The following is a 24,774-nucleotide window of genomic DNA, read 5'->3' as shown; positions in this document are numbered from 1 at the left end:
GGCATAAGCCTACGCTTCAATTAACGATGCAATGTTTTTATAGATACTGTCAAGAGGGCCAAGGAGACGATATCGCTCATCGAGATCGTTCCTTCACGAGATCGATGAAGGCGCGCAGCTTGGCGGGCGCGTGCCGCCGCCCGGGATAGTAGAGACTGAGGCCGGGATACGCCGGGGTCCAATCATCAAGCACCTGGATCAGCCGTCCCGTCGCCAGATCTTCGGCCACCAAGTCCTGCGTGATCAGCAACAGTCCCGCGCCGGCGAGAACCGCCTCGTGCATCAATGCGGTTTCGTCGAGCGTCAGGACGCCGGGAACGTCAATCTCCACCGCCTCGCCGCGCTTCTCGAACTCCCAGCGATAGATCGAACCGGAGGCCATGCGCATGCGGATGCAGACGTGACGCAGCAAATCGGCGGGCACGCGCGGGTGTTCGCGGCCTGCAAAATAGGCGGGCGACCCGACAACGATGGAACGGATCGTCCGGCTGAACGGCACGGCGATCATGTCCGCCGGCAAGCTTTCCTGAAGGCGGAAGCCGGCGTCGAAACCTTCCTCCACCAGATCGATCAGCCGATTGTCGGTAACCAATTCGACCTTCATCTCCGGATGGCGCCGGAGATATTCGAGGATGAGCGGGGACAGGATCATCCGCCCTGCGCCGAGCGACGTGTTCAACCGCAGCGTGCCGGAAGGCCGCTCGCGGTGCTGATCGACATTCTCGATGGCGGCATGGATTTGCGAAAGGGCCGGAGCGACCTCCGCGATGAACTGTTCACCCGCCGCCGACAGGGAAACGCTGCGGGTGGTGCGATCGAACAGGCGTACGCCAAGCCGGGCCTCGAGACCCGCGACCGCGTGGCTGAGTGCCGAGGAGGACATGCCGAGGTCGCGGGCGGCGGCGCGAAATCCACCACGTCGAGCCACCGCCACCACGGCTTCCAGTTCAATCAGACCGCTGCGATTCATTGTGCTGGTTTCCGGGACATTTTGCGCCTCTTTCGTGGACTTATACACGCAATTGAAAGGCGCTACATCCCGTTTAGTTAGGAGAACGACTATGCGTGATATCAACGAGATCTATATCGACGGCGCCTTCGTCACACCGCACGGGACCGAGCGGTTCGAGCTTTTCAACCCGTCTACCGAACAAGTGATCGGCGCGGTGCGCCTGGGCGACGTCGAGGACGCCCGCGCCGCAATCACTGCCGCGAAACGCGCGCTGCCCGCGTGGTCGCAGACCAGCAAGGAGGAGCGGGTCGCCCTGCTGCGCCGCTTCCATGACGCGGTTGCCGCCCGGTTCGACGACCAGCTTGACGCCGTCGTTGAGGAATATGGCGCACCGAAGAGCCGCGCGGGATGGATGGCGAGCATGGCGGCAACCGCCTTTCTGGAGGCGGCGGAAACGCTTGAGGCTTACGATTTCGACCAGACCATCGGCCGTGCTGAAGTGCGCATGATGCCCTTGGGCGTCGTTGCGGCGATCACGCCCTGGAACAGCAATGCCAGTTTTATCTGCGGCAAGATGGCGATGGCTATCGCGGCCGGCTGTACTATCGTGATCAAACCCAGCGAAATGAGCGCGATCCAGACCCAGATCGTCACCGAGGCGCTGCATGAGGCGGGCGCTCCTGCAGGTCTGTTCAATATCGTCACCGGACGGGGCGATGTCGTCGGCGCGGAGTTTAGCTCCCACCCCGACATCGCCAAGGTAACATTCACCGGTTCAACCGCAGTTGGCCGGTCGATCCTGCGTTCGGCGGCCGAAACGATGAAGCGCGTGACGCTGGAGCTCGGTGGCAAGGGGCCGCAGATTATCCTCGACGACGCCGATCTCGATGAGGCGATCCCGGTGGTGGTGGCGTCCGGTTTCATGAACAGCGGTCAGGCCTGTGTTGCGGGGACGCGGGTTCTCGTTCCGGAAAGCCGAATGGCAGAGACTTTGGCCCGCCTGAAGGCCGAGGTCGAGGCGGTTCGCGCTGGCGATCCGACCGATCCCGAGGTTTCCGTCGGTCCGATGGTCAGCGGCCAGCAGTGGGATCGGGTGCAATCCTATCTGAGGCTTGGACAGGAGGAAGGCGCGACGCTGCTGGTCGGCGGAGAGGGTCGGCCCGAAGGCCTCGATCGCGGCTGGTTCGTACGGCCGACCGTCTTTGCCAACGTCACCAACGACATGCGGATCGCACGCGAGGAAATCTTCGGACCTGTGCTGAGCGTGATCGGATACGCCACTGAGGAGGACGCCATCGCCATTGCCAACGACACGAGCTACGGCTTGCAATCCTATGTCCTGTCGTCCGATCCCGGGCGGGCGCGGCGGGTTGCCGCGCGCCTGGAGGCCGGGCGCGTCGTGATCAACGGAGCACCCCACGAGCCCCTGGCACCCTTCGGTGGGTTCAAGCAGTCGGGCATCGGCCGCGAACGCGGCGTCGTGGGCCTCGAGGCTCATCTTGAACCCAAGGCGGTCCTTGCGTGAGGCAATCGGTAGCGCCGTTTCGAGGTCTGTCTCGACCTCGAGCGGCGCTGATCGTCCTGCTCGACGCTTATCATTTGGATACCGCCGGAACGGATCGCTTCGCAAGCAGCGACGACGCCGCCTCCCGCTTCCAATGGGCAGCCACTGCGGGCGAACATTGGTCACATTGGCGTTCAGGTTCATGTCAGTGGTTGCATCCATGGTGCTTGAAAAGGAGCACATTGGATGAACATTGGATCCATCAAACCAATTCTGTGGGCAACGCTCTCGGCCGCATTGATCATCGGCGGGTACCTCGGAGGAATCCAGCTTTCCGGTAACTTTCATGAGGTCGTTCCGGGTGAGCTCTACCGTTCGAACCAGCCGACGTCGGCGCAGATCGCCGACTATGCCAAGCGGTATGGCATCAAGTCGATCGTCAACCTTCGTGGTGTCGACAACGGCGCGGCCTGGTATCGCGATGAGGTGGCAACAGCCGCAGCGCTCGGTGTGAAACATGTGGACTTCAGGATGTCCTCGAGCCGGGAGATGACGCTCGATCATACCTTGATCCTTGTTTCGCTGCTGCGTGATGTTCCCAAACCGGCCCTCATTCACTGCCGGTCGGGTGCCGACCGCACAGGGCTTGCTTCGGTCATCTATCTCCAGCAAATCGCCAGGGCCGACGAAGAGACCGCGGAAAAGCAGCTGTCGATCCGCTTCGGGCACATCGGGATTCCGTACCTCTCGCCAAGCTACGCGATGGACGAGAACTGGGAGAAGTTGGAGAAAGCCTTCGGCCTGGCCGGTTAGAGCATTTCCAGGAAAAGTGCCAAGCGACTTTTCGTCAGGAAATGCTTGGAAACAAAGAGATAGAGCGTTTCTGTCCCACCGCTTGAACCGGAAACGCTCTAGCTGCCGGTGCGCTCCTCGGGGCGGGGCAGATAACGCCTGGCGATCATCCAGCAGATCGTTGCCCATGTCGCACCCGCACACCAACCGCCAAGAACATCGGTCGGATAGTGAACGCCGAGGTATATCCGGCTCAATCCGACCATCAAAGTCAGCACCAGCGCCACGGCGATGACGTAGAGGCGCGTGGCGCGGCTCGATTGGACCCGCGAGAGAAGAAGTCCAAGCGTCAGGTAGGTGACGGCCGACAGCATGGCATGCCCGCTTGGAAAGCTGAGATCGTGGACATCGACCAGGTGGGGCACGATGTCGGGCCGAGGTCTCGCAATCCCGAGTTTCAGAAGCGTGCTCAGCAACCATCCACCCAGAACCGAGAACAGCACGAACATACCGGTTGCGCGACGCGAGGCGAGAACCAGATAGCCGACTGTAACGATGGTGACAAAGGTCAGTACGGTGGTGCCACCGAGACTGGTGATGTCGGTGACCACATGCGTCAACCATCCAGGCCCGATGGGAGCGGAGAGGTCGCCGGCCTGGCGCAGGGCGCGCAGGATCGCCTCATCGAACGCGCGCGTTTCTCCCTCGACCACCTCGCTCGTCAGCCTAAGGAAGACGAAGGCGCCTCCGCAAACCAGTGCAAAGGCGGCGATGCCCAGCGGCCCATACGCGCTCATGCGTCTGGAAATCCCTGCGGTTAGCGCGGCGATCTTGGACAAGGCGGGCTCCCACTGGGTTAAAGGCGCACGGCGGCCTCGAAGCCGCCCAACCTGCCGGTTGCTGGAGATTGGAGCGTCAAGCTACCGCTCATCTGCTCGGCGAAGCGCTTGACGATCGACAGCCCAAGTCCAGAGCCGGCCGCTTGCGTCGGCCCGCGCGTGAACCGCTTCGTCAGGCCCGCCAATGTCGCTTGATCGAGGACGGCGCTTTCATTGACGACGCGGATGCCGTCGTTGCCGAAATAGACATCGACGATACTGCCCGGCGGGCTGTGGACCAACGCATTCTCAAGCAGGTTGCGCACGACGATCGCGAAGGCATCCGGGCGGATTTGCCGATCGAGGCGCGCCTTATCCGGCGCATGAAGCACGATACGCCCCGCACCCAATGCAGATCGTTGGAGGTCTTCGATGACAACCTTCAGGATTGGGAAGAGGTCCGTTTTTTCGTCCGACATGCCGATGCCGGCTTCAGCGCGCGACATCTGCAGCAGTTTCTCCGCCAGCCGCCCCAGGTGTTGAAGCGATCGTTCGATCTGTCCGGCACGGGCAGACAGCGAAGGCGGCACCTCGGCGAGCAGGCGTTGGGTCTGCGCCAACGCGCCGGCAATCGGTGTGCGCAACTCGTGTGCGCTGTTGGCGGTGAATTCCCGCTCGGATTCGAGTGCGGCCCGCAGTCGGTCCAGCAGCAAGTTGACGGAGCGGGCGATCGGGCGAAGCTCGACCGGGAGCCCGGCTTCATCCACCGGGATCATGTTGCCGCCGTCCTTGGTGCCGATATCGTCGCGCAACCCTTCGATTGGAGACAGCGTCATCCGCACAACGAGGATGATGGCAATGATGCTGGCGGGAATGAGTGCGAGGATCGGAAGAAAGAGGGCCATTCCCCCCTCGATTGCCGCCTCGCGCCTGTGGTCCAGAGAGTCCGCCACTTGGATGTAGAATGAGCCGTCTGCGGTCCCGGCCGTGTATATCCGGTGCGTATCGTTATGCGAGAAGCCGACCTCAAGCGGGACCGGGAAGGGCTCGGCAGGCGCATCCCTCGATTTCAACAGGATCTGCCCGTCCCGACCGCGAACCTGGTAGATAAGATATTCGCGGTTGCTGGCTGCTTTTTCTGCCGGGCGTCGTAGCGCATTGCCCGCATCCCGCCCGGCCAGATCGTCGATTGCGACGGGAAGCAGGCGTTCGGCAGTTTCCTGCATGCCGCTATCGAATATCTCGGAAAACTCGTCCTGCATGATCAGCATGCCAAAACCCATGGCGACGAGCCAGAAGACAGCAACGACGCTGGTGATCGCGACGACGAGCTTGCGGGTCATGCTTGGTCTCTGGAACATGGTCACTCACTTGATGCAGTAGCCGACGCCCCGCACGGTTTCGATGCGGTCATGGCCGATCTTTTTTCGCAGCCGGCTGATATAGACCTCGACCGTGTTGCTTTCGATCTCGGCGCCGAAGGCATAAAGCTCATCGTGAAGCTGAGCCTTGGACACAATCGCGCCGGGTCGGGCCGCCAGCCTGTCCAGAACGGCCCATTCACGGGCGCTTAAGAGCTGGATCTCGTTGTCCACCACCACGTTTCGGTTGATCTGGTCTATCTCGATCCCGGGCAGGCGAATGGTCGAGGTTGGCTTGCCCGCATAGCGCCTCGACACAGCCAGCATGCGCGCGGACAACTCGTCGAGGTCGAAGGGTTTGACGAGATAGTCGTCTGCCCCGATGTTAAGTCCCGCGATCCGATCCGATACCTGATCGTGCGCTGTCAGGATGATGACCGGTGTTGCATCCTGACGTGAGCGCAAAGACCGGAGCAATGACAGCCCATCTCCATCCGGCAATCTCAGGTCGAGAAGGATAAGCCCGTATTCGACTGTCCCCGTTGCCGACATCGCATCAACGACGCTCAAGAACCAGTCTACAGCATGGCCCGCGGCGGCGACGTGATCACGCAACGCCTCTCCCAGGACCTGATCGTCTTCCACAAGCAGAACGCGCAAGCTACCACCCGTCACCGAACAACCCCTGCCTATTGTCGCCCATAGGCATGCGTCAAGTCGATTGTTTTTCGATCGGTCGGATTGCTCACGAGGCCATGGCTCCCTTGCCTGCCGAAAAGGCGCCGAGTTGTGGATCGCAGGTCGCGGGATCTCTGACATGAAACTGAAAGGCGCGAGGCGATGGATGCCATTGTCTCCGGGCAGGGGCACGCGCATGTGGCGCTGTTCGCGAAATGCACCGTGCTTCTTGAGGTGGCTGACCAATGCGGTCGCCAGGCCGACAAGCGCCATCAGGGCACCGAGAACAAGCAGGTAGGATCGCTGGTGCTCATGGTTCTCGGCGATGGCGAACCGATCCATTTCCGTTGCGAGGATGGCCAACAGAGCTGCTGAGACGGTCGAAGGCGATGACACGCTTGAAATTGAATGCCATCCCGTCGATCGAGCGGCGGAAGTTCTCAAGCCGCAGCGCCCAGCGCGGCACGTCTCGACAATAGGCGCGATAGGCATCGCCGAACTTCTGCTGCAGGAAAACTTCCTCGGCATAGACGATGCACTGGTACATGAAGGCAAACAGGCCAACGCCGATCGCAATGACGAGCGGATCGCCGTGCAGCAGGAAAATGCCGGTATAGACGAGCATGTTTCCCACATAGAGAGGGTTTCGGCAGACGCCGAACATGCCTTCGGTGACCAGGTCCTTTGCGTAGACCCTTTTGTTCAACCCACCGCGCTGAATATAGGCATAGCCAACCACGACCATGCGCAATGCCAGACCGACGAGAACGACGGCAATGGCGGTCGCGGCCTTGATCAGGTTCGCCGTCCTGCTGCCCCACATCTCGGTTGGCGGCAGCGCCAGGATGAAGAGTGCCAGGATGATGGCCGGGAAGACCTGGTTGCGGTATCGAAAGAAGAAATTGCCGAGTCGAATCATCACCGTCTTCATGTCCGCACTCTACTTGACCGCGACGATGCCGCAGAAGTTGTACCAGCGGAAAAAGACGTCGACGCTGCGGAAGCCCACTTCTCTCAGCAGCTGCAAGTTTTCCTCCAGCCGATAGGGGATCAACACATTTTCCAGGGCTTCGCGCTTCTTGGATATCTCTATCTCGGAGTAGCCGTTGCGCCGCTTGAAATCATAGTAGTGCTGGATGAAGAGCCGGTTGAAGGTCGTATCTTCACCCGTCAGCTTCTCGACCAGAAGCAGGCAGCCAAGATCGTTGAGAGCTTGATGCATCATGCGGATAACGCGTTCGCGGTAGAGCGGGCGAATGAACTACAGCGTCAGCAACATGGTGACAACGCTCGCATTGTCCATGTCCACGCCCTGGTGGAGGTCGGCGACCTTCAGGTCGATCTGCCTGCGGGGTGCCGATGCGTCTATCTTCTGGCGCGCTTTGTCGAGCATGTCGGGCGCATTGTCGATGCCGATGAAGCGAACGCTCGGCTCGATGACGCCGTCGAGGGTTAGAAGGGTCGTGGCGGTGGAGCAGCCGATGTCATAGAGGTTGGTATCGGGTTGCGCGAAATCATGTGCAACGGAGCGGCCGACCATGTCGTCGAACACATCCGCGACCGTTGCGTTGAAGGCGAAATCCCCGACCTGTTGATCGTCGCGGGCAAAAACCTCGTCCTTTCTGCTGGAGCGAAGATGCAGGTGTGGTGCGTTGTTGGCCATGGGTTGCGATCCGATTGATGCCTTGCGTCATGACCTTCATCGCACGCGATGAAGGTCCACCGACAATCGCAGGAGGCCATTCGAACCTGACATGAACCTGAACGACGGGGTGACGCGCAGGGCTCCGGTTCGCGCTGCGTTCGGCCTGAGCGGAAAGCAGCAGTTGGGCAATGCTGAGGGCGCCACCATGCCGCCGCGCAACGTGGACCAGTGACCTGTCACGGCTGATTTCCTGCGGATTGGATCAGAGGTCCGCCTATTGAAGGACTGAGGAAAGCGGAGATTTTAGGGAAGAGCAGATTGTTGCGGTGAAGCCCGAAGACGCTGCCCGTCGTCTGCGTCTGGAATAGGATCGGCCTGGGACAAGCGATCGTACTATTGGAGTGCTTTCGGCGATCGTGGCTTTTGCAACGGTGTTCCACCGAGAGGCACCCGGAAATAGTGCTCTCCCGAGGCTGTGGCTTCGAAATTTCCATGAACCTCGAAGGTTGTCTGAAGGTAGCTGGTGCCGGGCAGTTCTCGGCTCCGACCTTCAAAGATGAGCTTGCCCTTGGAGAGCAATACGACGTTGTCGGCAACGGCCATCGCATGATTTAGGTCGTGGATAGCAAGCACGACAGCGATACCCCTCTCGGAGCTTAGTCGATCAAGCAGTTCCAGCACTTCGACCTGATGACCAATATCGAGGAATGACGTCGGCTCGTCCAGCAGGAGGATTTCCGCTTCCTGTGCCAATGCCGCCGCGATCCAGGCTCTCTGGCGTTCTCCTCCCGAAAGATTGGCGAGATCACGGTCAGCGAGCTCGACGAGGTCTGTCTGCTCAAGCGCCCAGCCGACGGCCGCGAGATCCCTCCGCGAAAAACCCTGGAACAAACCGAGATGGGCGAACCGGCCTTGGCGAACGAGTTGCTCGACCGACATATTCTCGGGTGAGGTAGGATTTTGCGGCAGGAAGGAGAGCCGCTTGGCAAGGTCGCGCCGCTTCCAGGTTTCGATCGGCTTCGCATCAAGGCTGACTGTACCGTGTGTGCACCGCGCAAGACCGGCCAAAGCATGTAGCGCCGTACTCTTGCCGGAGCCGTTCGGACCGATCAGCGATGTTATCTCGCCCGGTCGGACCTCGATCGATAGTCCTTCCAGCGCGGTCATCGCTCCGTACTTGATTGTAATTTCATCGGCTCTCAATGGCATAACGGCCTCATCGATATCGGCGGAGCAGGAAAAACAGGAACGGCGCACCAGCAAAGGCCGTGACCACTCCAATCGGTATTTCTTCAGGCCCGCCGATCAGTCGGCCCGCCAGATCGGCACCAGTTACAAGAACCGCCCCGATCAGCCCAGCAAACGGAATGACCAGCGGGAAATGCCTGCCGGCGACAAAGCGTGCGAGGTGCGGCACGACGAGGCCGACGAAGATAAGCGGCCCAACGGCACCCACGGCACTGGCGGCCAGGATCGAGGCGACGCCAAGCGTCAGGCTGAAGTACAGCCGGTATGAGAGGCCGAAGGAACGCGCGACATCCTCATCGAAACGCAACATCAGCACAGGTCGATGGAGCACCGGCAGGACGGCGAGGCCAGCCACTGTAAACGGCAGCAGGAAGAGCACATGTTCCCAGCCGCGCGCATAGAGACTGCCGGAAAGCCACTGCATGACGATCTCGAAACGAGAGCTACCCCACCCGACGACGATGCCCATGGCAATAGCATGCAGGAACGCGCCAATAGCGATCCCGCATAGCGTCAGTTGTAGCGCGGCCATGCGTTTGGCGATTGCAAGACTGTAGATGACAATGCCACTCATCAGCCCTCCGACACAGCCGACCAGCGGTAACCAGGAAACGGGCAGTGTGTAAAGCGCGTTGGCATCTGAGTTGAATCGGTAGACGGCAAAGAACAGGAACACGGTCACGGCGAGGGTTGCACCCTGCGATATGCCCATAATGGTTGGATCGGCGAGTGGATTGCGGGTAATGGACTGCAGCAGTGTCCCGGCCACCGCGAAATGAATGCCGGCCAATGTCCCTGTCAGAATGCGTGGAAGACGGATCGTCAGAATGATCAGATCCGACTGCTCTGAGCCGTTGCCGGTCAGTGCCGCAATCACTTCGGCCGTCGGGATATCGACGACGCCCAGGAGAACCGCGACCAATATCAAACCCACAGCCAGAAGTGTGAGGGCGAGGATGGCGCGCGTTGGCGTCGCTCGTGTTGCATTGTTGGTGCCTGACGTCATCGGTGTGGCCCCGTCGCCATTCCCAGCTGCCGTCGCTGGATCAGATAGATGAACACCGGTCCACCGATCAACGCCGTGAAGATGCCAACGGGGATTTCGCGCGGAGCTGCGACGGAGCGTGCCAATGCGTCCGCCGTCACCAACAGGGCTCCACCGAGTGCGATGTTGAGCAGGATCGCCCAGAACGTGTCTGCCGGTCGCAGAAGACGAACGAGATGGGGAGCGGCCAAGCCGATGAATGCGATCGGGCCGGCGACAGGCGTCACGCCGGCGACCAGAATGATAGCGCAGATCAGGACGATCGGTTTCCAGACGGCGGTGTTGACGCCCATGCCTGCCGCCGTCTCGTCGCCAAGACCAAACAAGCCAATCACCCGGTGGCTAACCAGGGCTCCGAGGAGGCCGATGACGATCCAAGGAAGCATGTAAACGACTTGTTGCCAGGAGCGACCCTGGAACCCACCGGAAAGCCAGAACAGCACCGATGGTGACTGGGGCCCACCGCGGAGCAGTACATAGGTCGTGATTGCGCTTAGGAAAAGCGCGACCGTAACGCCGGAAAGCGCCAGATGGAGTGGCGAGCCCCGTCCGCCGTTGGATGCAAAAAGCGTCAGGCCCGCGGCGCACATGCCGCCTGCCATGCCGATTGGCGGATAGTAGACGGACGATACGGCAGGAAAGAATATGAAAGTCGTGACGATTGCGGTGACGGCTCCAGCTGAGACACCTGTCAGGTCAGGCGCTGCAAGCGGGTTTCGCGTGACCGATTGAAGCAGGAAGCCGGCGGTCGCCAGTGCCGCCCCCGCGAGAAAAGCCGCCAGGCTCCGGGGCATCCGAAGCGTCCAGACGATAATTCCGTCTGTTCCCTGATTTGGAGACAAGAGCGCGCCGACGGCCTTGGTAATCGTCATGGGCTTGGCACCGTAGAGCAGCCCGAGAACGAATATGACGAGCGCGCCGGCTAGGATGGTTAGAAATACGGACGCGGAGCGCGAGTGCCGTGTCATGACGTGGACCCGAAAAATTCGAGCTTGGCGGCGGTCTGTTCGAAGAGAAGCACCATGCCAATTCCGGCGGCGACCAGACCTGCGCCCATTCCCAGCCAGACCCCGTATGCGCCGAGTTCTGTTTGAGTACCCAGGACCCAGGCCAAGGGCAGGCCAAATGCCCAATAGCAAGCAATCGTTATCCAGAAGCCGTGGCCCGCCCGGCCGACACTGCGCACTGCACCAACGCCGATGTTCTGGATGAAGTCAAACACCTGAATGAACGCGGCCATCAATATCAGAATAAGAGCTATCCCATGAGCTTGGGCGGCAGAGGCCGGATCGAGTGAGAACAGTCGCAGAACCGGCGCGGGAAGCAGGCAGAACAGCACCGAGAAAAGGCCGACGACAGCTAGGCCAAGGCAGAAGCCGCTACGCCCAACGCGCAGGGTGCCATTCCTATCCTTGTTGCCGAAAGCCTCGCTGACGCCCACGGATGTCGCATGCGACATCCCGATCGATAGCATGAAAACGACATACATTATCTGATTGACCACCGCGTGCGCTGCAAGTGCTGAAGCACCAAACGCTCCCATCATCAACGCGATCGAAAGTGTAAAGCCCGCCTCCGATCCGTAAGACCCGGCGGTCGGCAAGCCGATCGCGAGCAGCCTGCGGAGAGATCCAAGAACCTCCGCGGAGGACCGCACTGGCGCAAACCGGGTCGTTCGATGCGTCGCGACAGCGACGGCGATAAACTGCAGGAGGAAGGCAAGGGAGCTGGACGCAGCAACGCCCGGAATGCCAAGCATAGGCAGGCCGAAAGCTCCGAACAGGAAGCCGTAGTCGAGGAACGCGTTGACGACGACCGTTCCCAGTGTGATCACGAGCAGCACGTTGGCCTTGCGCTGCCCGACTACCACTCCGCGGTAGGCGTAGAACCAGAATAACGGCAAATACCCGGGAGCAATGAAAACCAGATAATCCCGAACTTGCGCTGAAATCCCCGGGTCTTGCCCGAACCATTCCAAACTGGGCCCAGCCAGGGCGAGGACAACCGCGGCAGCAACGGCCGCGATCGATGCCATGATCAAGGCGGACGCCAGATGCTCCCCGCCGACGTACTCGCCCCTGTCTTGCGCCACCAGGTTGGACGTTCCGATGATCATCCCGAACCCCATGGTCCGCAGCAGGTTGAAGAGGGCATAGCCGAGGGCGCCGACCGCAATCGCAGTGCCACCGAACCAGCCGAGCATCACCATGTCGGTCGTCGAAATGGCAACCTGGGCGAGTTGGATGAATGAAAGCGGTAGCGCCAACTCGGCGATGCGCCGGGCTTCGTGAAGGGTCGGGGTGCTGTCTGACACTGCGGTGGTCCAGATTGGGCCGGCCGCGACAGGCCGGCAGCTTAGTGCTACTTGACCGATTCCGGTATCAGTTTGCGGGCCTCGGCCTTAACGTCCACTGCCGGGAACGTATCGGGATGAAGCAGATGTGCGGCTTCCTTCAGCACGAGTTCGCGGGCGATCGGCCCATGCGCTTCAACCCAATGGTCGCCGACATAATGGACGCGGCCGTTCTTTACAGCGCTCAGCTGCTGCCAGATCGGGTTGTTCTCCTGCGGACGGTCCGGACCATAGTCGTAGACGAAGATAACCTCGGGGTCCTTCTCCAGCATCGTTTCGAGACTCATTTCCAGGCCCCAGTTGTCGGGTACTGATGGTGTCGGATTCTGACCGCCGATGTTGTCACCTCCGAGTGCCACGAGAATGGCTGCGGTCATGTTCTCCGAACGAAAGACCCACGGCGTCTCTCCGCCCCACATCACCACGAAGCGTGGATGCACATCCTTTGGAGCTTTCGCTGCGTAGGCTTCAAGGTCCGTCTTGAACTGTTTGTTCAGTTCCTGGCCGCGTTCCGGCTTGCCGAGGATCGTTGCCAATTGGCCGATCGTACGGTCGCTGTCGGCGTATAGTTCGAGGTTGTAGGCCAGATACGGCGCTACTTTCTGATACTGAACGGCATTGCCTTCCGTGTAACGCCGGATGGCGATCGTTATGTCGGGCTTAGCTTCGGCGAGCAGCTCGATATTTGGTGTGGCTCGCTGACCAATCTGCTTAACACCTTCGAGATAGCCACCGAGAAAGTCAGGATTTCGGCCTTCGACCATATAGGTGGCAGCGACTGGCTTGATACCAAGAGCCAGTGCCACGTCCGCAGCGAAATATGAGACTGACGCCACCCGCTTCGCGTCGGCCGGCACTGCAACGATCACGCCACGGTCGTCAATCACGTTGAGCGTTGACGGAGATTGGGCGTTGGCAGGCAGTATGCATGCGTTCCAGGCAAGGAAGGCGGCTATGACATGTCCTGCGGCCGCAGTGCGGGCCAAACCGGCGTATAGCATCATGGTCTCCATCGACTTTTGGTCCCGGCATGTGCCAGGCATGAACAATCATCATCTCAGCAACGTGTCGTGGGACCGGCTCGTTCTCGAGGTCGAGCATGTTAGCCTTTACACCGCTTTGCTTTATGAGATTGTTGATATTAATAGTCCACTTTAAAGCAATCGAAAGTTTCTCAAGCCAGCATGAAAAAAACTCAAGCCGAGAATCTGAAAAACCCTCCGTTGAACACCCTCGTTGCGTTCTCAACCGCAAGCAGGCGCGGCAGCCTGACATTGGCGGCTGCGGAAATGCACCTCACCCCCGGGGCTGTCAGTCGACAGGTTAAGCAGTTGGAAGACGCGCTTGGGGTGAGTTTGTTTCACCGTTCCCACAATGCCATCGCGCTGACGGATGCCGGGCAACGTTTCCTGACCTACGTGAACGCCGCCCTCGCGATGCTCGAGACGGGCGCGCGCGGTCTGAATACGCAACGGTCGCGGCTCATTATCCAGGCTCCGATAACTCTCGCCCGTCGATGGTTGATCCCACGCATCGGGGCATTCCGGCAGGAGAATCCGACCGCCGATCTTGTTATCCAATCGCTCGCGTTGGGCTCGCTTGAGAGGCCCGACCTAACCATCACATATCGGCGAAGCGCCGCTGCTGGGGAAGTGTCATCGGCATTCTTGTTGGATAGGACGATGGCGGTTTGCTCGCCGAAATTGATATCCGCAAGCAGGGGGCAACTCGAGGCCAGTGACATCCTCGATTTGCCCATCTTGCTGGACACAGCAGACGCATGGTCTTGGCGATGCTGGTGCGATTCTGCGGCCCTCACGTTCGAGCCTCGGGGCGGAAGCATCGCTTTCGATACCGACGAGGCGTCGATTGACGCTTGTATTTCGGGATTGGGAGTAGGGCAGGCAAGCCCGCTGTTTATCGAACACGAGCTGAGATCGGGTCAGCTTATAGCCTTGGCGGCGTCGGTGGTACCTGTCGTCGGTGCCTACGAAATCTCAAAGCCTGTCGAATTCGGCATGGCAGGGGTTTTCCTGGATTGGTTGGAAAAATGGACGAACGTCGAGGTTGATTGACCAGAGATTCGAAGTTCATGCTTTGCGATGCGAAAGGCGCACAAAAGCTGACTTGTTTCTCTGTATTCTTCAGTCAGCCACTCCAATCGATCCGACGCCATGCGCGCGAAGGCGCGGCGGCATCCTGAGGCCCAGGCCGTGTGGCGGTCGGGCGAACTGGGCCGCTTAATCATCATCTGCCGTTTCCACCATCGCAACGGTCTCCGTACACGCGTTTGGGCGGAGACCGTTGAAATCGGTTGGCTAACTGCTTCAGGACTTGGCAGCGCCGGCACGCAGCGTGCGGTATTGCATCGCCGGGAGCCCACCCCAGCCCCAGTTGTCAAGATCGACCTCTTCAATCACGACATAGGTCGATTCAAGCGGCTTATGCAGAACATCGAGAAGCACCTCGCTGACGCCCTTGATGATGGCCGCCTTTTCCTCCGCCGATACCGATTTGCGGTCGGGCGTGGTTCCTTCGCGGGTAACCTGTACAATGACAATAGGCATTGCAGTCTCCTTCGCTTCACCAGCGCCCGGCGTTCTGGCCGCCATCGACATGAAGGATCTCGCCGGTGACGAAGCTCGCGTTCTCCAGATAGAGTACGGCGTCGACGATATCGCGGATTTCGCCCATCCGACCAACTGGATGCAGTGCAGCCAGGGCCGCGTGTGTCTCCGGCGAGTGCATGGGGGTCTTGACAATCCCCGGGGACACCGCGTTGACGCGAACCCCGCTCTTCGAGAACTCCATGGCAAGCGACTGGGTCACGGCGTTCAGTCCGCCCTTGGTTAGGGACGCAAGCGCTGAAGGCAAACCGACAATCGGCTGATTAACCAGGCTCGTGGTGATGCTGACAATGTGGCCCGAGCCCTGCCTCAGCATTTCGGCCGCGGCACGCTGGGTAATGTGGAAGAAGCCGGCGACATTGACGCCCAGGTTGTTATCATAGTCTTCCTGGGTCATTTCAATGAACGGCTTGGCAAGAAACACGCCGGCGTTGTTTACCAGCGAGTCGATGCGACCGAAGCGCTCCAGGCCTTCGCGGACGATCCGTTCGGCGGTCTCCGACCTGCTGATGTCGCCCGGCACGGCGAGAATGTCCGGATCGGCAGTTGTCTCGATCGACCTGGAACTGGCTATGACGCGAAAGTTCCGGTCACGATAGGCGCGAACCAGGGCGGCGCCGATGCCTTGTGACGCGCCGGTGATGATGACGACCTTCTGTTCGGTACTCATGATGTGATCCTTTCTCAATGGCAGCGACCGTCTGATCGACGCTCGCCCGACGCCCTCGGCGTTGGTGCTATTAATTTAGATCCATCCCAACAAAGGGAGAATGGTCAGCAATTGAAGGTCAGTCGTCCGTATTTCGGCATAATCAAGTGAGCGTGCCCGCTTCCGCAGCCAGTCGTGCAAATTCGGAGCGCAGACGTGGCGTGGCGAAATCGACAAAGGTCCGAACCTTGGGTACGGACATGCGCCCCTGCGGCGCGAGCAAATGAACGGGCAGGGGTGGATGCTCGGCGTCGGCGAGGACGATCTTCAGTCGCCCGTCTTTGACATATTCGGCGACATGATAGGAATAGAGCCTGGCCAAGCCTCTACCCGCGACGGCCGAAGCAGTGGCGGCCCGAACGCTGTTGACGATCAACCTCGGCGTGATGTGAACCGTCCGCGGGATGGTCGAACCTTCCGACGACGTGAAATTCCAGGAATCGAGACCGAAATTGGTAAAGGCGATGATTTGGTGCTTCGCGAGGTCGGCTGGCATCTGGATGAGAGGATGATTGGCGAGGTAGCGGGGAGAAGCGACCACCACGCGCCTGACATCACCGCCCAATCGTGTGGAAATATGTGACGAATCCGCCAGATGGCCAATACGCAGCGCAATGTCGACGCCTTCGTCCACGAGGTTGACAAACCGATCGAGCAGCAGGAGCTGGGCAGAAACAGCCGGGTGAACGTCGAGGAAATCATCCAGAATCGGACGCATAACCTCTTCCCCTATGATCGGCGGCACGGAAATGGTCAGCATTCCACGAGGGGCCGCACGCTCGCCGCCGGCGAGCATGTCAGCCTCCTCGAGATCGATCAGCACCCGCCGACAGGCAGTGGCGTAACGTTGGCCGGCCTCGCTGAGCTTGAGTGTGCGGGTGGTTCGATGCAGCAGTTCGGCACCCACATGCGCTTCCAGGAAGCTCAGCGCGCGACTGACCGCCGTCGGGGAGCGCCTCAGCCGCCGGGCGGCGCCGGCGAGGCTGCCCTCGTCGATTGCGGTAACGAACACTTTCATTGCATCAATGCGGTCCATTATTCTGCCGATCTCCGGTGTAGTGTCCATCAGCAGGCAAGTATTCGCCCGAAACTGGCAATAGGTAAATATGCGACTGAGGGCACCGTCGGTGCCACTCGGTCGAAACAAGGATCGATATCGGCGATCATCGCCGGCTGTGAGGAAACGCGGGCTCCAATCACGTATGCTTCAAGGCTCGGCGCAGCGAGCCAAATCTGAGGCGATAGTGTGCGGCGGTCAGGCCCGTTTCGCGGTGGAACAGGCGACCGAAGAAGCTTGCGTCCTCATAGCCTGTTTCGTTGGCGATCGCCTCAATCGTCAGGTCGGTCGTTTCCAGCATCTGCTTGGCTTCTTCGATGCGGAGCGCGTGCGCGTAGGCCAGCGGCGTCATACCGGTCGCTTTGGTGAAGCGACGAATGAACGAGCGTTCCGACAGTCCGGAAAGAGCCACCATCGCGGCGACGGGCGTGCGGGCCCTGTAGTTCAGCGAAAGCCACTGCTGGCAGGCATTGATTACCGCGTCGGCGTTCTGCCGCAGGCTCATGAGCGATGCGAACGGCTGCTGTCCCAGGTCATGCCATTGCAGCATATAAACCTTGGCCACCTCCATCGCCTCCTTGAGGCCGACAAACCGCGCAATGAGGTAGAGTGCAAGATCCTGCCAGCTTGACCCGCCCCCCGCCATGACGATGCGCTGCGCCTGGCCGCTCAGCACCAGAGACCGATCCAAGCGCACCCTGACACCAGGATAGTTGTTGGAAAGGGTCGCGACATAGCCCCAGTGGATCGTCGCTTCACAATTGACGAGCAGTCCCGCCTCGCCGAGCAGGACGGCACCGGAACAGGCGCTCGCCAGCATCGCTCCATCCTCATGCGTTTGCCTCAGCCATTTTGCCTCAGGTTCATACAGTCCCGCGACGCTGTCGCCCGGATTGACGAAGAAATCCGGAATGCACACGATTTGCGGTGAAGGGCAGTCGCCGAGTGCGAAGTCTGGTTTGATCCAAATGCCGTTGGCAGCCCGGAAATCCTTGCGTGAACGGGCAACGACGTAGGGACGCATGCGCTGTTTTCCCGCCTCACCCTTGACGATGAAGGGCCAGTCGCGGCCGGGAGACGAAAACAGATCAAACATGCCGAACAAGGCGGAGGCCGTGACTTCGGGCACCGCGAGAAGGGCTACATTGATGGGGCTTTCCTGATCAAGCATGGCAGAAATGACCGCCTTCCAGCATTTTCGACTTTAGTACCAAGCTTCGAACGCGACTAGGCTCTTGTCAGCCAAGAGGAGGTCTCGACATGTCCCATGATGCGCTCCGCAGAGTAATGCGTGGCGAACTGCTCGAGCCCGGAAGCTTGGCTTACGACGCTGCACGAGTGGTTTGGAACGGGTTGATCGACCGGCGACCGGTCCTGATTGCCAGGTGCCGCAATGCCGCCGACGTCATCGCAGCGGTAAACCACGCTCGCACGCATCGGCTCACCATCGCCGTTCGCAGCGGCGGGCACAATGTCGCCGGCTACGCCGTCTGCGATGATGGCTTGATGATCGATATGTCGCTCATGAATGCCGTCCGCATCGCGCCCGAACTTGACCATGCTTCTGTCGAAGGCGGGGCGACATGGGGCGATGTCGATGCGGCGACCACGCCTTTTCGGCGGGCCACGCCGGGCGGACTGATTTCGATGACAGGTGTGGCTGGGCTCCTTCTTTCGGGCGGCATCGGCTGGCTGCGCGGCACCCACGGTCTGAGCTGCGACAACCTCATTGCTGCGGATGTGGTAACTGTGGATGGCCGCCTCGTCCGTGCGAGCGAAGTCGAGAATATCGACTTGCTTTGGGCATTGAAGGGCGGCGGCGGGAATTTTGGCATCGTCGTGAACTTCGAGCTTCGCCTTCACGAGATCGCCCATCAGGTGATGTTCTGCGCGCCCGCCTATCCCGAGGAGTGCGCCATCGACGTCATCCCGAAATGGCGTGACTACATGGCTTCAGCCCCTGACGAGGTCAGCGGTCTCGCCGAATTCTCCACCATACCCGGTGATCAGGCCTATCCGGAAGAGACATGGGGCAGGCGAGTGATAACGCTTGCCACCGTCTATGACGGTCCCGCTGAAAAGGGGGAGCGCGTCATGCAGCCGTTGCGCGCTCTTGGGGAGCCGTTGCTCGATTTCAGTGGCCGGATGCCCTATCAGGAGCTCCAGTCCATCTATGACGGATTGTTCCCCAAAGGGCGTGATCGCTGCTACTGGAAATCGACCTACCTTTCGGGCCTTGGTGACGATGTCATCGGCGAGATCATCGCGCGCCTGGCCAAACGCCCCTCCGAGATGACCTACGCGTCGATCTGGAGATTTGGCGGAGCCATGCAGCGGATTGCTTCCGACGCCACTGCCTTCGGCGATCGCAGCATGCCTTACATGTTGAGCCTTGATGCGATCTGGTCCGATCCGTCAGATGATGACGCGAACATCAGTTGGGTTCGCAATGCATGGCAGGATATGCAGCCCCATTCCACGGGCCGCCTTTATCTGAATTTTCCCGGGCTCGGAGAAGGCGACAACCTGGTTCGCAATGCGTTCGGCGCTGAAACGTACTCGAGACTTCAGAAGATCAAACGCGTCTACGATCCGGATAACGTCTTCCACTTGAACCAGAACATAGCGCCGGACGTTCGATTGTTGTGATCTGTTCGCGGTCGCGGCAGGCGGACAAGGTCCGCACTCCGTCGAGGGGCCGGATCGACCTGTGGATCTAAGCGTGCGCCGTGCCGGAGCGGTACGCCATTTAGATCGCGCCGTTGTCCCGCCCTCTCCTGTTACCAGCGGAACAGTCGAGCTGACGCCGGTGAGGTAAACTCTATCAGCGGATCTGTGGAGGAGAAACGTGATGGCGATAGACATGACTATGGCCGAGGTTTTGAGAGACCCACTAATCAGGCAGGTTTTGCGCGCCGATGGTATCGCACTTGACGTGTTCTCTGCTGCTTTAAAGCAGGCCGCCGCAGGTTTGCGGCGCGGTCCCGAATCGTCTCGCTCCTCGACTGAGACCCAGAACGTATCCATATCGACGTGAGTGATCTTCCAGAGGGTCTGGGCGCCTCATCGTCCACGGTGGTTCGCGCCTAGCCATCGAGCAAGGGGGCGAGATCGTTTGGTGGCAGGATTTCTCCCTAAACCTTTCAATACGCGACCCCATCCTGTTTGCCGAGAAGTGGCCTGGATCGTGTCATTTACCGCGGGCAAACCGTTGAGGTCATCCCGAACACCTGCGTTTTTCAGCGCGCAAGTCTCATCAAAAACCCATAAATGCAGGCGGTGCCACGGCCTGCCGAGCGATGTTAGCTTGCCTCCGGGAGGAAACGAAGGAGCTGACTATGCCAAAATCGATCGTCAACGCCGTGGGTACCCCTCTTTTTTACAGTGGACCATCGAGTGCGTGGTTCTCTGCGACGGGGTCGGGGCCAGTGCTTTACGGCACTGAGGCAAACGACTCGATCTGGGGCGATAGCTCCGTCGATGTCACCATGGCCGGCGGTAAAGGTGATGACATTTACTACCTCTATTCGGGCATCAACCGGGCCATGGAGACGGCTGGGGCTGGTGTCGACACCATCAACACCTGGATGAGCTATGCTCTGCCCGAGAATTTCGAGAACTTGACGGTCACCGGTAGTGGCCGGCATGCGTTCGGCAACAGTGCCGACAACATTGTCTCGGGAGCTTCAGGCAGCCAGACGATCGACGGTGGCGGCGGCAACGACATTCTGGTCGGCGGCAGCGGCGCGGACATCTTTGTCGTCGGTCGAGGTGGCGGCAGCGATCTGATTGTCGACTTCGACAGTTCCGATACGGTTCGGCTAAATGGTTACGATCTCACAAGCTTCCAACAGGTCATCAGCCTTGCGACCCAGGAAGGCGCAGATTTAAGGCTGAACCTCGTCGATGGCGAGAGCTTGTTATTTGCAGACACGACAGTGGCTGATCTCGCACCGGAGCAATTTCAGCTCAGTCTCGATCGCTCCAACCTTGCGCTGAGTTTTGCCGACGAGTTTGACAGCCTCTCCCTTCACGATGGCGATCAGGGCGTATGGGATGCCAAGTTCTGGTGGGCGCCTGAAAAAGGCGGAACCTTGGCCAGCAACGGCGAATTGCAGTGGTATATCAATCCCGCCCATGCGGGGACAGCCGCAATCAATCCGTTTTCGGTCGAAGATGGCGTGCTGACGATCAAGGCAGAGCCGACGCCGGATGCACTGAAACCGGAGATCGACGGGTACGACTACACGTCCGGAATGCTGACGACTTTCTCGACCTTTGCGCAGACCTACGGATACTTCGAAATCCGAGCGGACATGCCGACCGAAACAGGCACTTGGCCGGCGTTCTGGCTGTTGCCGGCAGATGGCTCGTGGCCCCCCGAACTCGATGTTGTCGAGATGCGGGGGCAGCAACCGAACATTGTCAACGTCACCGTTCACAGCAACGAGACCGGCGAACAGACAAGCGAGACGACCGCAGTCAAAGTCGCCAGTACCGAAGGATTTCACACTTACGGCGTGCTATGGGAAGAGGATGAAATCGTCTGGTACTTCGACGACGTCGCGGTGGCGCGCGCCGATACACCCGCCGACATGCACGACCCCATGTACATGGTGGTCAATCTTGCCGTTGGAGGAGCAGCGGGGGAGCCGAACGCAGATTTCGGCGACGGAGCGGAAATGCAGATCGACTATATTCATGCTTATTCTCTGGATGGAACGCCGTCGGCAACTGGCGAAGCGTTGGCGGTGGACGACTGGTAGTCCTGATTCTTCGTTTGAATGCGCTGCCGAGGGTCAGCAAGCGACCGGACCAATGGGAACTTGGATGGCGTCCTGTTCCCCAGCTGCAGCGCTTCGGCCTGCAGCAGACGGTTCGACACTGACGTCTTTGGCAGGCGTGGAACGCGTTCAGGCCCCCGTGGGGCCAATGCTCGACCGTTAGGATGGCGCCACGTTCGGCCTCACCGTATGCGCGCGTCGATGATGATGCGCTTTGGCGTGAGCCATTGCTTCTTTGGAAACCGGATCAGTAATCGCTTTGCAGCCTTGGCATGGCGGCGGGTCTGGACGATCGTCGTCGCGCGATGATGAAACTAATCACCGCCAACCTCTGATGGCGGTTAAACGCCAGATCGGCCTGACCGAGTGAACGAGGTCGCGTCCTTTGGATGTTTGCGACCTGACAAAGACTGGTGCCCCCATAGCCTGCTAGCTTCCGATTGTCGCCGGCGGCGCCACCGCCGACCGGGATGATGGTTCATTGGATCAGGGAAGCAACGATATGGGATCTTTTAGCGTCTGGCATTGGGTGATCGTGCTGGCAGTCGTGCTGTTGCTGTTCGGGCGCGGCAAGATCCCGGAACTGATGGGCGACGTCGCCAAGGGCATTCGCAATTTCAAGGCCGGCTTGAACGACGACACCACCGACCCGGCCGAAAAGACGATCAAGGCCGGACCCGGCGAATAGTCGATCAGACGTCGGTTGCCGCCGACGATGTCAGCGATGTTGGCATCGTCGGCGGCACCGAGGATCAACTCATCTGACACCGCCTGCCTCCCTCGGGCGAGACGGCCGGGGCTGCGATCCACGATGCGCCGGATCGGCCATGATGAAAGCCGTTCGACAACGGCACGCCGGGATAGGCGACCACCAGCCGCTCGAGCCCCTCTATGGCCGAGACCCGCCCGGTTGCAACATCCTCGTAGATCCTGGCGACTGCCACCATGTCGCAATCCTGCGGCGACAGCCGGATTCGGCTGATGCCGACGGCCGCCAGCTCGACAAGCTCCTGCAACAGGCTCTGGCAGGTGTGCGACAGGGTCTGGACACCATTGAGGGTGAGGAACGGCTGGCGATCGAGCGTCTCGACAATGAGGCCGTCGCTGTCTTCGCCGCAGATGAACTGGCAATTGTCCTTCACCAGCCCCTTGGAACGGGTATGGGCACAGCGCGCCGAGATTGCCAGCGGCACGCGGCCAAAGCCGAAGATTTCAAACATGACATCAGGCGCATCGCGAACGATCTCGCGCACCGACGCTAAGGGCAACTCCGGCGGCAGACAAATGCTGGTCGCGCCGCGCGACGCCAGCAGTCGGGCGGTGGCACCGTTGTAGACGTTGATCAAAGGTCCGACCGAATGCGGTTTGCCGGCAAGCAGTCCGAGAGCGGACAGATCATTGGCCTCGATCGGGTGGATGCTGTCGCGCACCAAGCCGCGCACGAGTTGGCTCTCACGTTCCAAGGTGACGAGCGCAAGCGAGGCGAGGCTGACCGTCTTGCCGGCGCCTTCCAGGCGGTCGATCACCTCTGCAACATGCGGCTCGATGAAATGCAGACGCTTCGAGCAGACCGTCTCGCCGAGGGTGACATGTTCGACCGGGGCTTCGTCGGCGATACGAAAATAGAAGTCGCGCCACTTCGGTCCGTCCCAGAGATAAAGCACCGGACCGAGGCTGAGCGAGAGGTGAGTTGTTGCGGACATGTCGTTACCTCCACCGCTTTTCATAGGCGCCCGATGTCGTCTTCTGTCCCTCGCTGAGCCGCCTGAGACGCGACAGCAAGGCGGGCCTTTCGGTCGCATCGGCGGCGACGGCGCGGCGCATGATAGAAACGACCTCGGCGACATAGGCCTTGCCGCGCTGGCGACCCTCGATCTTCAGTGCTCCGACGCCGGCATCACGCAAGGCGTCGATATGGTCCATGACGTCGAGCGAAACCGGATCTTCGAAGGCGTACCCACGCTCCTCGGCAATGTCGAAGCGGCCCTTGCAGAGCGTCGGATAACCGGCGGCTTCGCCGGCCGGAAAGCGGTTGATGGTGTAGTCGCCGAGTTCCGACACCAGTTCGCTGCCATCCTCGCGGTAACGCACATGGCTTGCCGGCGAGCAGACGCCGTTCATGTTGGGAGACTTGCCGGTGGCATAGGAAGAGAGCGAGCAGCGCCCCTCTGCCATCACGCAAAGCCCGCCGAAAACGAAGACTTCGATCTCGCAGCTGATCTTGCGCGCCAGACGGGCGATATCGGGAATGGTGAGAATGCGTGGAAGCACGACGCGCTTCGCACTGAAGGTTTCGACCAGGAATTTGACCGCGTCGGCGTTGGAGGCCGAAGCCTGGACCGAGACGTGCAGCCGTTGCTGGGGATGGCGCTCGGCGGTGTAAGCCATCAATCCGAAGTCGGCGAGGATAAGGGCATCGGCCCCAAGACGCACGGCATCGTCGACGGCGTCATGCCAGAGCTTTTCGTGGCCTGCCCGCATGAAGGTGTTGATGGCGACGAAGGTCATCACCTTGTGCCGGCGCGCATAGGCAATCGCCGTCTTCAGCTCGTCGCGCGAAAAGTTCAGGCCGGGAAAGTTGCGCGCATTGGTCTCGTCGCGAAAGCCGCAATAGACGGCATCGGCGCCGGCATCCACGGCCTCGCGAAAGGCAGCCGGCGTGCCGGCCGGACAGATCAGTTCCATCTGGCTGCCTCCCCGGACAATGCGCGTGTCCGGATCGCCGACGCCGCACGACGGACCAAAGGCGCGAACGGCCCGCTCATGCGGGCGATATCTGCGGGCAGGTCGATGTTGCAGTCGTCGAGCGCGTTGCGTAGCGCCAGCATTGCTTCCATGTCGCCCGTTATCGTCAGGCTTCTGGAGAAGAACACGGCATCGCCGTCGATCTGGCCCTCGAGCAGCGCCAGAAGCAGCACGAACTTGCCGCCCATGCAGGCATCTGCGACCGGCAAATGCGGTGTGCGGTGTACGGAGATGCGCCGGGCGGCCGGCTCTACCAGAAAACCCACAGGAAGGTCCGTCGGGACGAAGGCATAGCGTTTGCCGGCGTGCTCCCCGAGCCGGTCGAAAAGATCCGGATGCTGCTGAACGACCTGGGCAAAGACGAGCCGCGCGGCGTGTTCTAGGATGGGGATTGGCACGATCCGCAACGGCGCGGTCATCGCAAAGGGTAGGGTCATGGGCTGCCTGCATGAAAAC

At 60.4% G+C, this 24,774-nt stretch carries 26 protein-coding genes; 7 read left to right on the top strand and 19 right to left on the bottom strand.

Going from position 1 to position 24,774, the window contains the following annotated elements; all coding sequences use genetic code 11:
* Nucleotides 1–76 precede the first annotated feature (76 nt).
* Nucleotides 77–970: a LysR family transcriptional regulator gene (locus ABIE33_RS29200; RefSeq protein WP_429131574.1), complete on the bottom strand. Its 894-nt coding sequence runs from the start codon at nt 968–970 to the stop codon at nt 77–79.
* A gap of 91 nt (nt 971–1,061) precedes the next feature.
* Here ABIE33_RS29200 and ABIE33_RS29195 point away from each other — a divergent pair, with 91 nt between their 5' ends.
* Both ABIE33_RS29195 and ABIE33_RS29190 read left to right on the top strand, forming a co-directional pair.
* Nucleotides 1,062–2,477 (top strand): aldehyde dehydrogenase family protein, encoded by a 1,416-nt coding sequence (locus tag ABIE33_RS29195; protein ID WP_429131572.1) that lies wholly within the window; start codon nt 1,062–1,064, stop codon nt 2,475–2,477.
* A 225-nt stretch (nt 2,478–2,702) separates the two neighbouring features.
* A complete protein-coding gene (locus ABIE33_RS29190; protein WP_429131570.1) occupies nt 2,703–3,269 on the top strand; it encodes a dual specificity protein phosphatase family protein in 567 nt (188 codons plus the stop codon).
* Nucleotides 3,270–3,367: 98 nt separating this feature from the next.
* Here the strand turns inward: ABIE33_RS29190 and ABIE33_RS29185 are convergent, their stop codons facing one another.
* The 6 genes from ABIE33_RS29185 to ABIE33_RS29160 all read right to left on the bottom strand — a co-directional run bounded on the left by ABIE33_RS29185 (nt 3,368) and on the right by ABIE33_RS29160 (nt 7,768).
* Nucleotides 3,368–4,045: a phosphatase PAP2 family protein gene (locus ABIE33_RS29185; protein WP_429131692.1), complete on the bottom strand. Its 678-nt coding sequence runs from the start codon at nt 4,043–4,045 to the stop codon at nt 3,368–3,370.
* A gap of 59 nt (nt 4,046–4,104) precedes the next feature.
* Nucleotides 4,105–5,427 (bottom strand): histidine kinase dimerization/phospho-acceptor domain-containing protein, encoded by a 1,323-nt coding sequence (locus tag ABIE33_RS29180; RefSeq protein WP_429131568.1) that lies wholly within the window; start codon nt 5,425–5,427, stop codon nt 4,105–4,107.
* A 6-nt stretch (nt 5,428–5,433) separates the two neighbouring features.
* Nucleotides 5,434–6,087 carry a response regulator gene (locus ABIE33_RS29175; protein WP_429131690.1) on the bottom strand — a complete coding sequence of 218 codons (654 nt, stop codon included), beginning with the start codon at nt 6,085–6,087 and terminating at the stop codon, nt 5,434–5,436.
* 328 nt (nt 6,088–6,415) lie between these two features.
* Entirely contained in the window at nt 6,416–7,036 is a 621-nt protein-coding gene (locus ABIE33_RS29170; protein ID WP_429131566.1) for a methyltransferase family protein, read from the bottom strand.
* 9 nt (nt 7,037–7,045) lie between these two features.
* The gene (locus ABIE33_RS29165) at nt 7,046–7,330 is read right to left on the bottom strand and encodes a hypothetical protein (protein ID WP_429131563.1); all 285 of its coding nucleotides are present in this window, start codon (nt 7,328–7,330) and stop codon (nt 7,046–7,048) included.
* A gap of 36 nt (nt 7,331–7,366) precedes the next feature.
* Nucleotides 7,367–7,768 carry a methyltransferase domain-containing protein gene (locus tag ABIE33_RS29160; protein ID WP_429131561.1) on the bottom strand — a complete coding sequence of 134 codons (402 nt, stop codon included), beginning with the start codon at nt 7,766–7,768 and terminating at the stop codon, nt 7,367–7,369.
* Between the two features lie 91 nt (nt 7,769–7,859).
* Between ABIE33_RS29160 and ABIE33_RS29155 the strand changes: the two genes are divergently transcribed.
* A complete protein-coding gene (locus ABIE33_RS29155; protein ID WP_429131560.1) occupies nt 7,860–7,982 on the top strand; it encodes a hypothetical protein in 123 nt (40 codons plus the stop codon).
* Nucleotides 7,983–8,143: 161 nt separating this feature from the next.
* On the opposite strand, the gene ABIE33_RS29150 is transcribed toward ABIE33_RS29155, so the two are convergent.
* Genes ABIE33_RS29150 through ABIE33_RS29130 form a run of 5 tightly spaced genes read right to left on the bottom strand, consistent with a single transcriptional unit; the run spans nt 8,144 to nt 13,409 of the window.
* Nucleotides 8,144–8,959 (bottom strand): ABC transporter ATP-binding protein, encoded by an 816-nt coding sequence (locus ABIE33_RS29150; RefSeq protein ID WP_429131558.1) that lies wholly within the window; start codon nt 8,957–8,959, stop codon nt 8,144–8,146.
* Nucleotides 8,960–8,966: 7 nt separating this feature from the next.
* Nucleotides 8,967–10,004 carry a FecCD family ABC transporter permease gene (locus ABIE33_RS29145; RefSeq protein ID WP_429131556.1) on the bottom strand — a complete coding sequence of 346 codons (1,038 nt, stop codon included), beginning with the start codon at nt 10,002–10,004 and terminating at the stop codon, nt 8,967–8,969.
* Nucleotides 10,001–11,011: a FecCD family ABC transporter permease gene (locus tag ABIE33_RS29140; RefSeq protein ID WP_429131555.1), complete on the bottom strand. Its 1,011-nt coding sequence runs from the start codon at nt 11,009–11,011 to the stop codon at nt 10,001–10,003. Before ABIE33_RS29140 ends, ABIE33_RS29145 begins: the two co-directional genes overlap by 4 nt.
* On the bottom strand, nt 11,008–12,357 hold the full coding sequence (locus ABIE33_RS29135; RefSeq protein ID WP_429131553.1) for an MATE family efflux transporter: 1,350 nt from the start codon (nt 12,355–12,357) through the stop codon (nt 11,008–11,010). The genes ABIE33_RS29140 and ABIE33_RS29135 overlap by 4 nt, the downstream gene beginning before the upstream one ends.
* A gap of 47 nt (nt 12,358–12,404) precedes the next feature.
* Nucleotides 12,405–13,409: an ABC transporter substrate-binding protein gene (locus tag ABIE33_RS29130; RefSeq protein ID WP_429131551.1), complete on the bottom strand. Its 1,005-nt coding sequence runs from the start codon at nt 13,407–13,409 to the stop codon at nt 12,405–12,407.
* 171 nt (nt 13,410–13,580) lie between these two features.
* On the opposite strand from ABIE33_RS29130, the gene ABIE33_RS29125 reads away from it, so the two are divergent.
* Nucleotides 13,581–14,471: a LysR family transcriptional regulator gene (locus tag ABIE33_RS29125; RefSeq protein WP_429131549.1), complete on the top strand. Its 891-nt coding sequence runs from the start codon at nt 13,581–13,583 to the stop codon at nt 14,469–14,471.
* Nucleotides 14,472–14,723: 252 nt separating this feature from the next.
* On the opposite strand, the gene ABIE33_RS29120 is transcribed toward ABIE33_RS29125, so the two are convergent.
* The 4 genes from ABIE33_RS29120 to ABIE33_RS29105 form a co-directional block, all read right to left on the bottom strand.
* Nucleotides 14,724–14,963, bottom strand: a complete 240-nt coding sequence (locus tag ABIE33_RS29120; RefSeq protein ID WP_429131547.1) for a tautomerase family protein — start codon at nt 14,961–14,963, stop codon at nt 14,724–14,726.
* Nucleotides 14,964–14,979: 16 nt separating this feature from the next.
* A complete protein-coding gene (locus ABIE33_RS29115) occupies nt 14,980–15,693 on the bottom strand; it encodes an SDR family NAD(P)-dependent oxidoreductase (RefSeq protein ID WP_429131546.1) in 714 nt (237 codons plus the stop codon).
* A gap of 142 nt (nt 15,694–15,835) precedes the next feature.
* Complete coding sequence (locus ABIE33_RS29110) at nt 15,836–16,768, bottom strand: LysR family transcriptional regulator (RefSeq protein ID WP_429131544.1); 933 nt, start codon at nt 16,766–16,768, stop codon at nt 15,836–15,838.
* A 160-nt stretch (nt 16,769–16,928) separates the two neighbouring features.
* Nucleotides 16,929–17,960 carry a GlxA family transcriptional regulator gene (locus ABIE33_RS29105; RefSeq protein WP_429131542.1) on the bottom strand — a complete coding sequence of 344 codons (1,032 nt, stop codon included), beginning with the start codon at nt 17,958–17,960 and terminating at the stop codon, nt 16,929–16,931.
* 89 nt (nt 17,961–18,049) lie between these two features.
* Between ABIE33_RS29105 and ABIE33_RS29100 the strand changes: the two genes are divergently transcribed.
* The 3 genes from ABIE33_RS29100 (at nt 18,050) to ABIE33_RS29090 (ending at nt 22,261) form a co-directional block, all read left to right on the top strand.
* Nucleotides 18,050–19,438 carry an FAD-binding oxidoreductase gene (locus ABIE33_RS29100; protein WP_429131540.1) on the top strand — a complete coding sequence of 463 codons (1,389 nt, stop codon included), beginning with the start codon at nt 18,050–18,052 and terminating at the stop codon, nt 19,436–19,438.
* Nucleotides 19,439–20,127: 689 nt separating this feature from the next.
* A complete protein-coding gene (locus ABIE33_RS29095; protein ID WP_429131538.1) occupies nt 20,128–21,555 on the top strand; it encodes a family 16 glycosylhydrolase in 1,428 nt (475 codons plus the stop codon).
* 520 nt (nt 21,556–22,075) lie between these two features.
* On the top strand, nt 22,076–22,261 hold the full coding sequence (locus ABIE33_RS29090) for a twin-arginine translocase TatA/TatE family subunit (RefSeq protein WP_429131537.1): 186 nt from the start codon (nt 22,076–22,078) through the stop codon (nt 22,259–22,261).
* 64 nt (nt 22,262–22,325) lie between these two features.
* Here ABIE33_RS29090 and ubiV read toward each other — a convergent pair whose 3' ends face one another.
* From ubiV to ubiT, 3 genes are read right to left on the bottom strand one after another with little or no spacing between them, the layout of a single operon-like run.
* Nucleotides 22,326–23,276 carry a ubiquinone anaerobic biosynthesis protein UbiV gene (gene ubiV, locus ABIE33_RS29085; protein WP_429131535.1) on the bottom strand — a complete coding sequence of 317 codons (951 nt, stop codon included), beginning with the start codon at nt 23,274–23,276 and terminating at the stop codon, nt 22,326–22,328.
* A 4-nt stretch (nt 23,277–23,280) separates the two neighbouring features.
* Nucleotides 23,281–24,258, bottom strand: a complete 978-nt coding sequence (gene ubiU / locus ABIE33_RS29080; protein WP_429131533.1) for a ubiquinone anaerobic biosynthesis protein UbiU — start codon at nt 24,256–24,258, stop codon at nt 23,281–23,283.
* A complete protein-coding gene (ubiT, locus tag ABIE33_RS29075) occupies nt 24,249–24,755 on the bottom strand; it encodes a ubiquinone anaerobic biosynthesis accessory factor UbiT (protein ID WP_429131531.1) in 507 nt (168 codons plus the stop codon). The genes ubiU and ubiT overlap by 10 nt, the downstream gene beginning before the upstream one ends.
* Nucleotides 24,756–24,774 lie beyond the last annotated feature (19 nt).

The organism is Ensifer sp. 4252, from assembly GCF_050434565.1.
Taxonomy (GTDB): domain Bacteria; phylum Pseudomonadota; class Alphaproteobacteria; order Rhizobiales; family Rhizobiaceae; genus Ensifer.
Note: the sequence above shows the minus strand (reverse complement) of the source record. Positions and strands in the feature narration are given on the sequence as shown.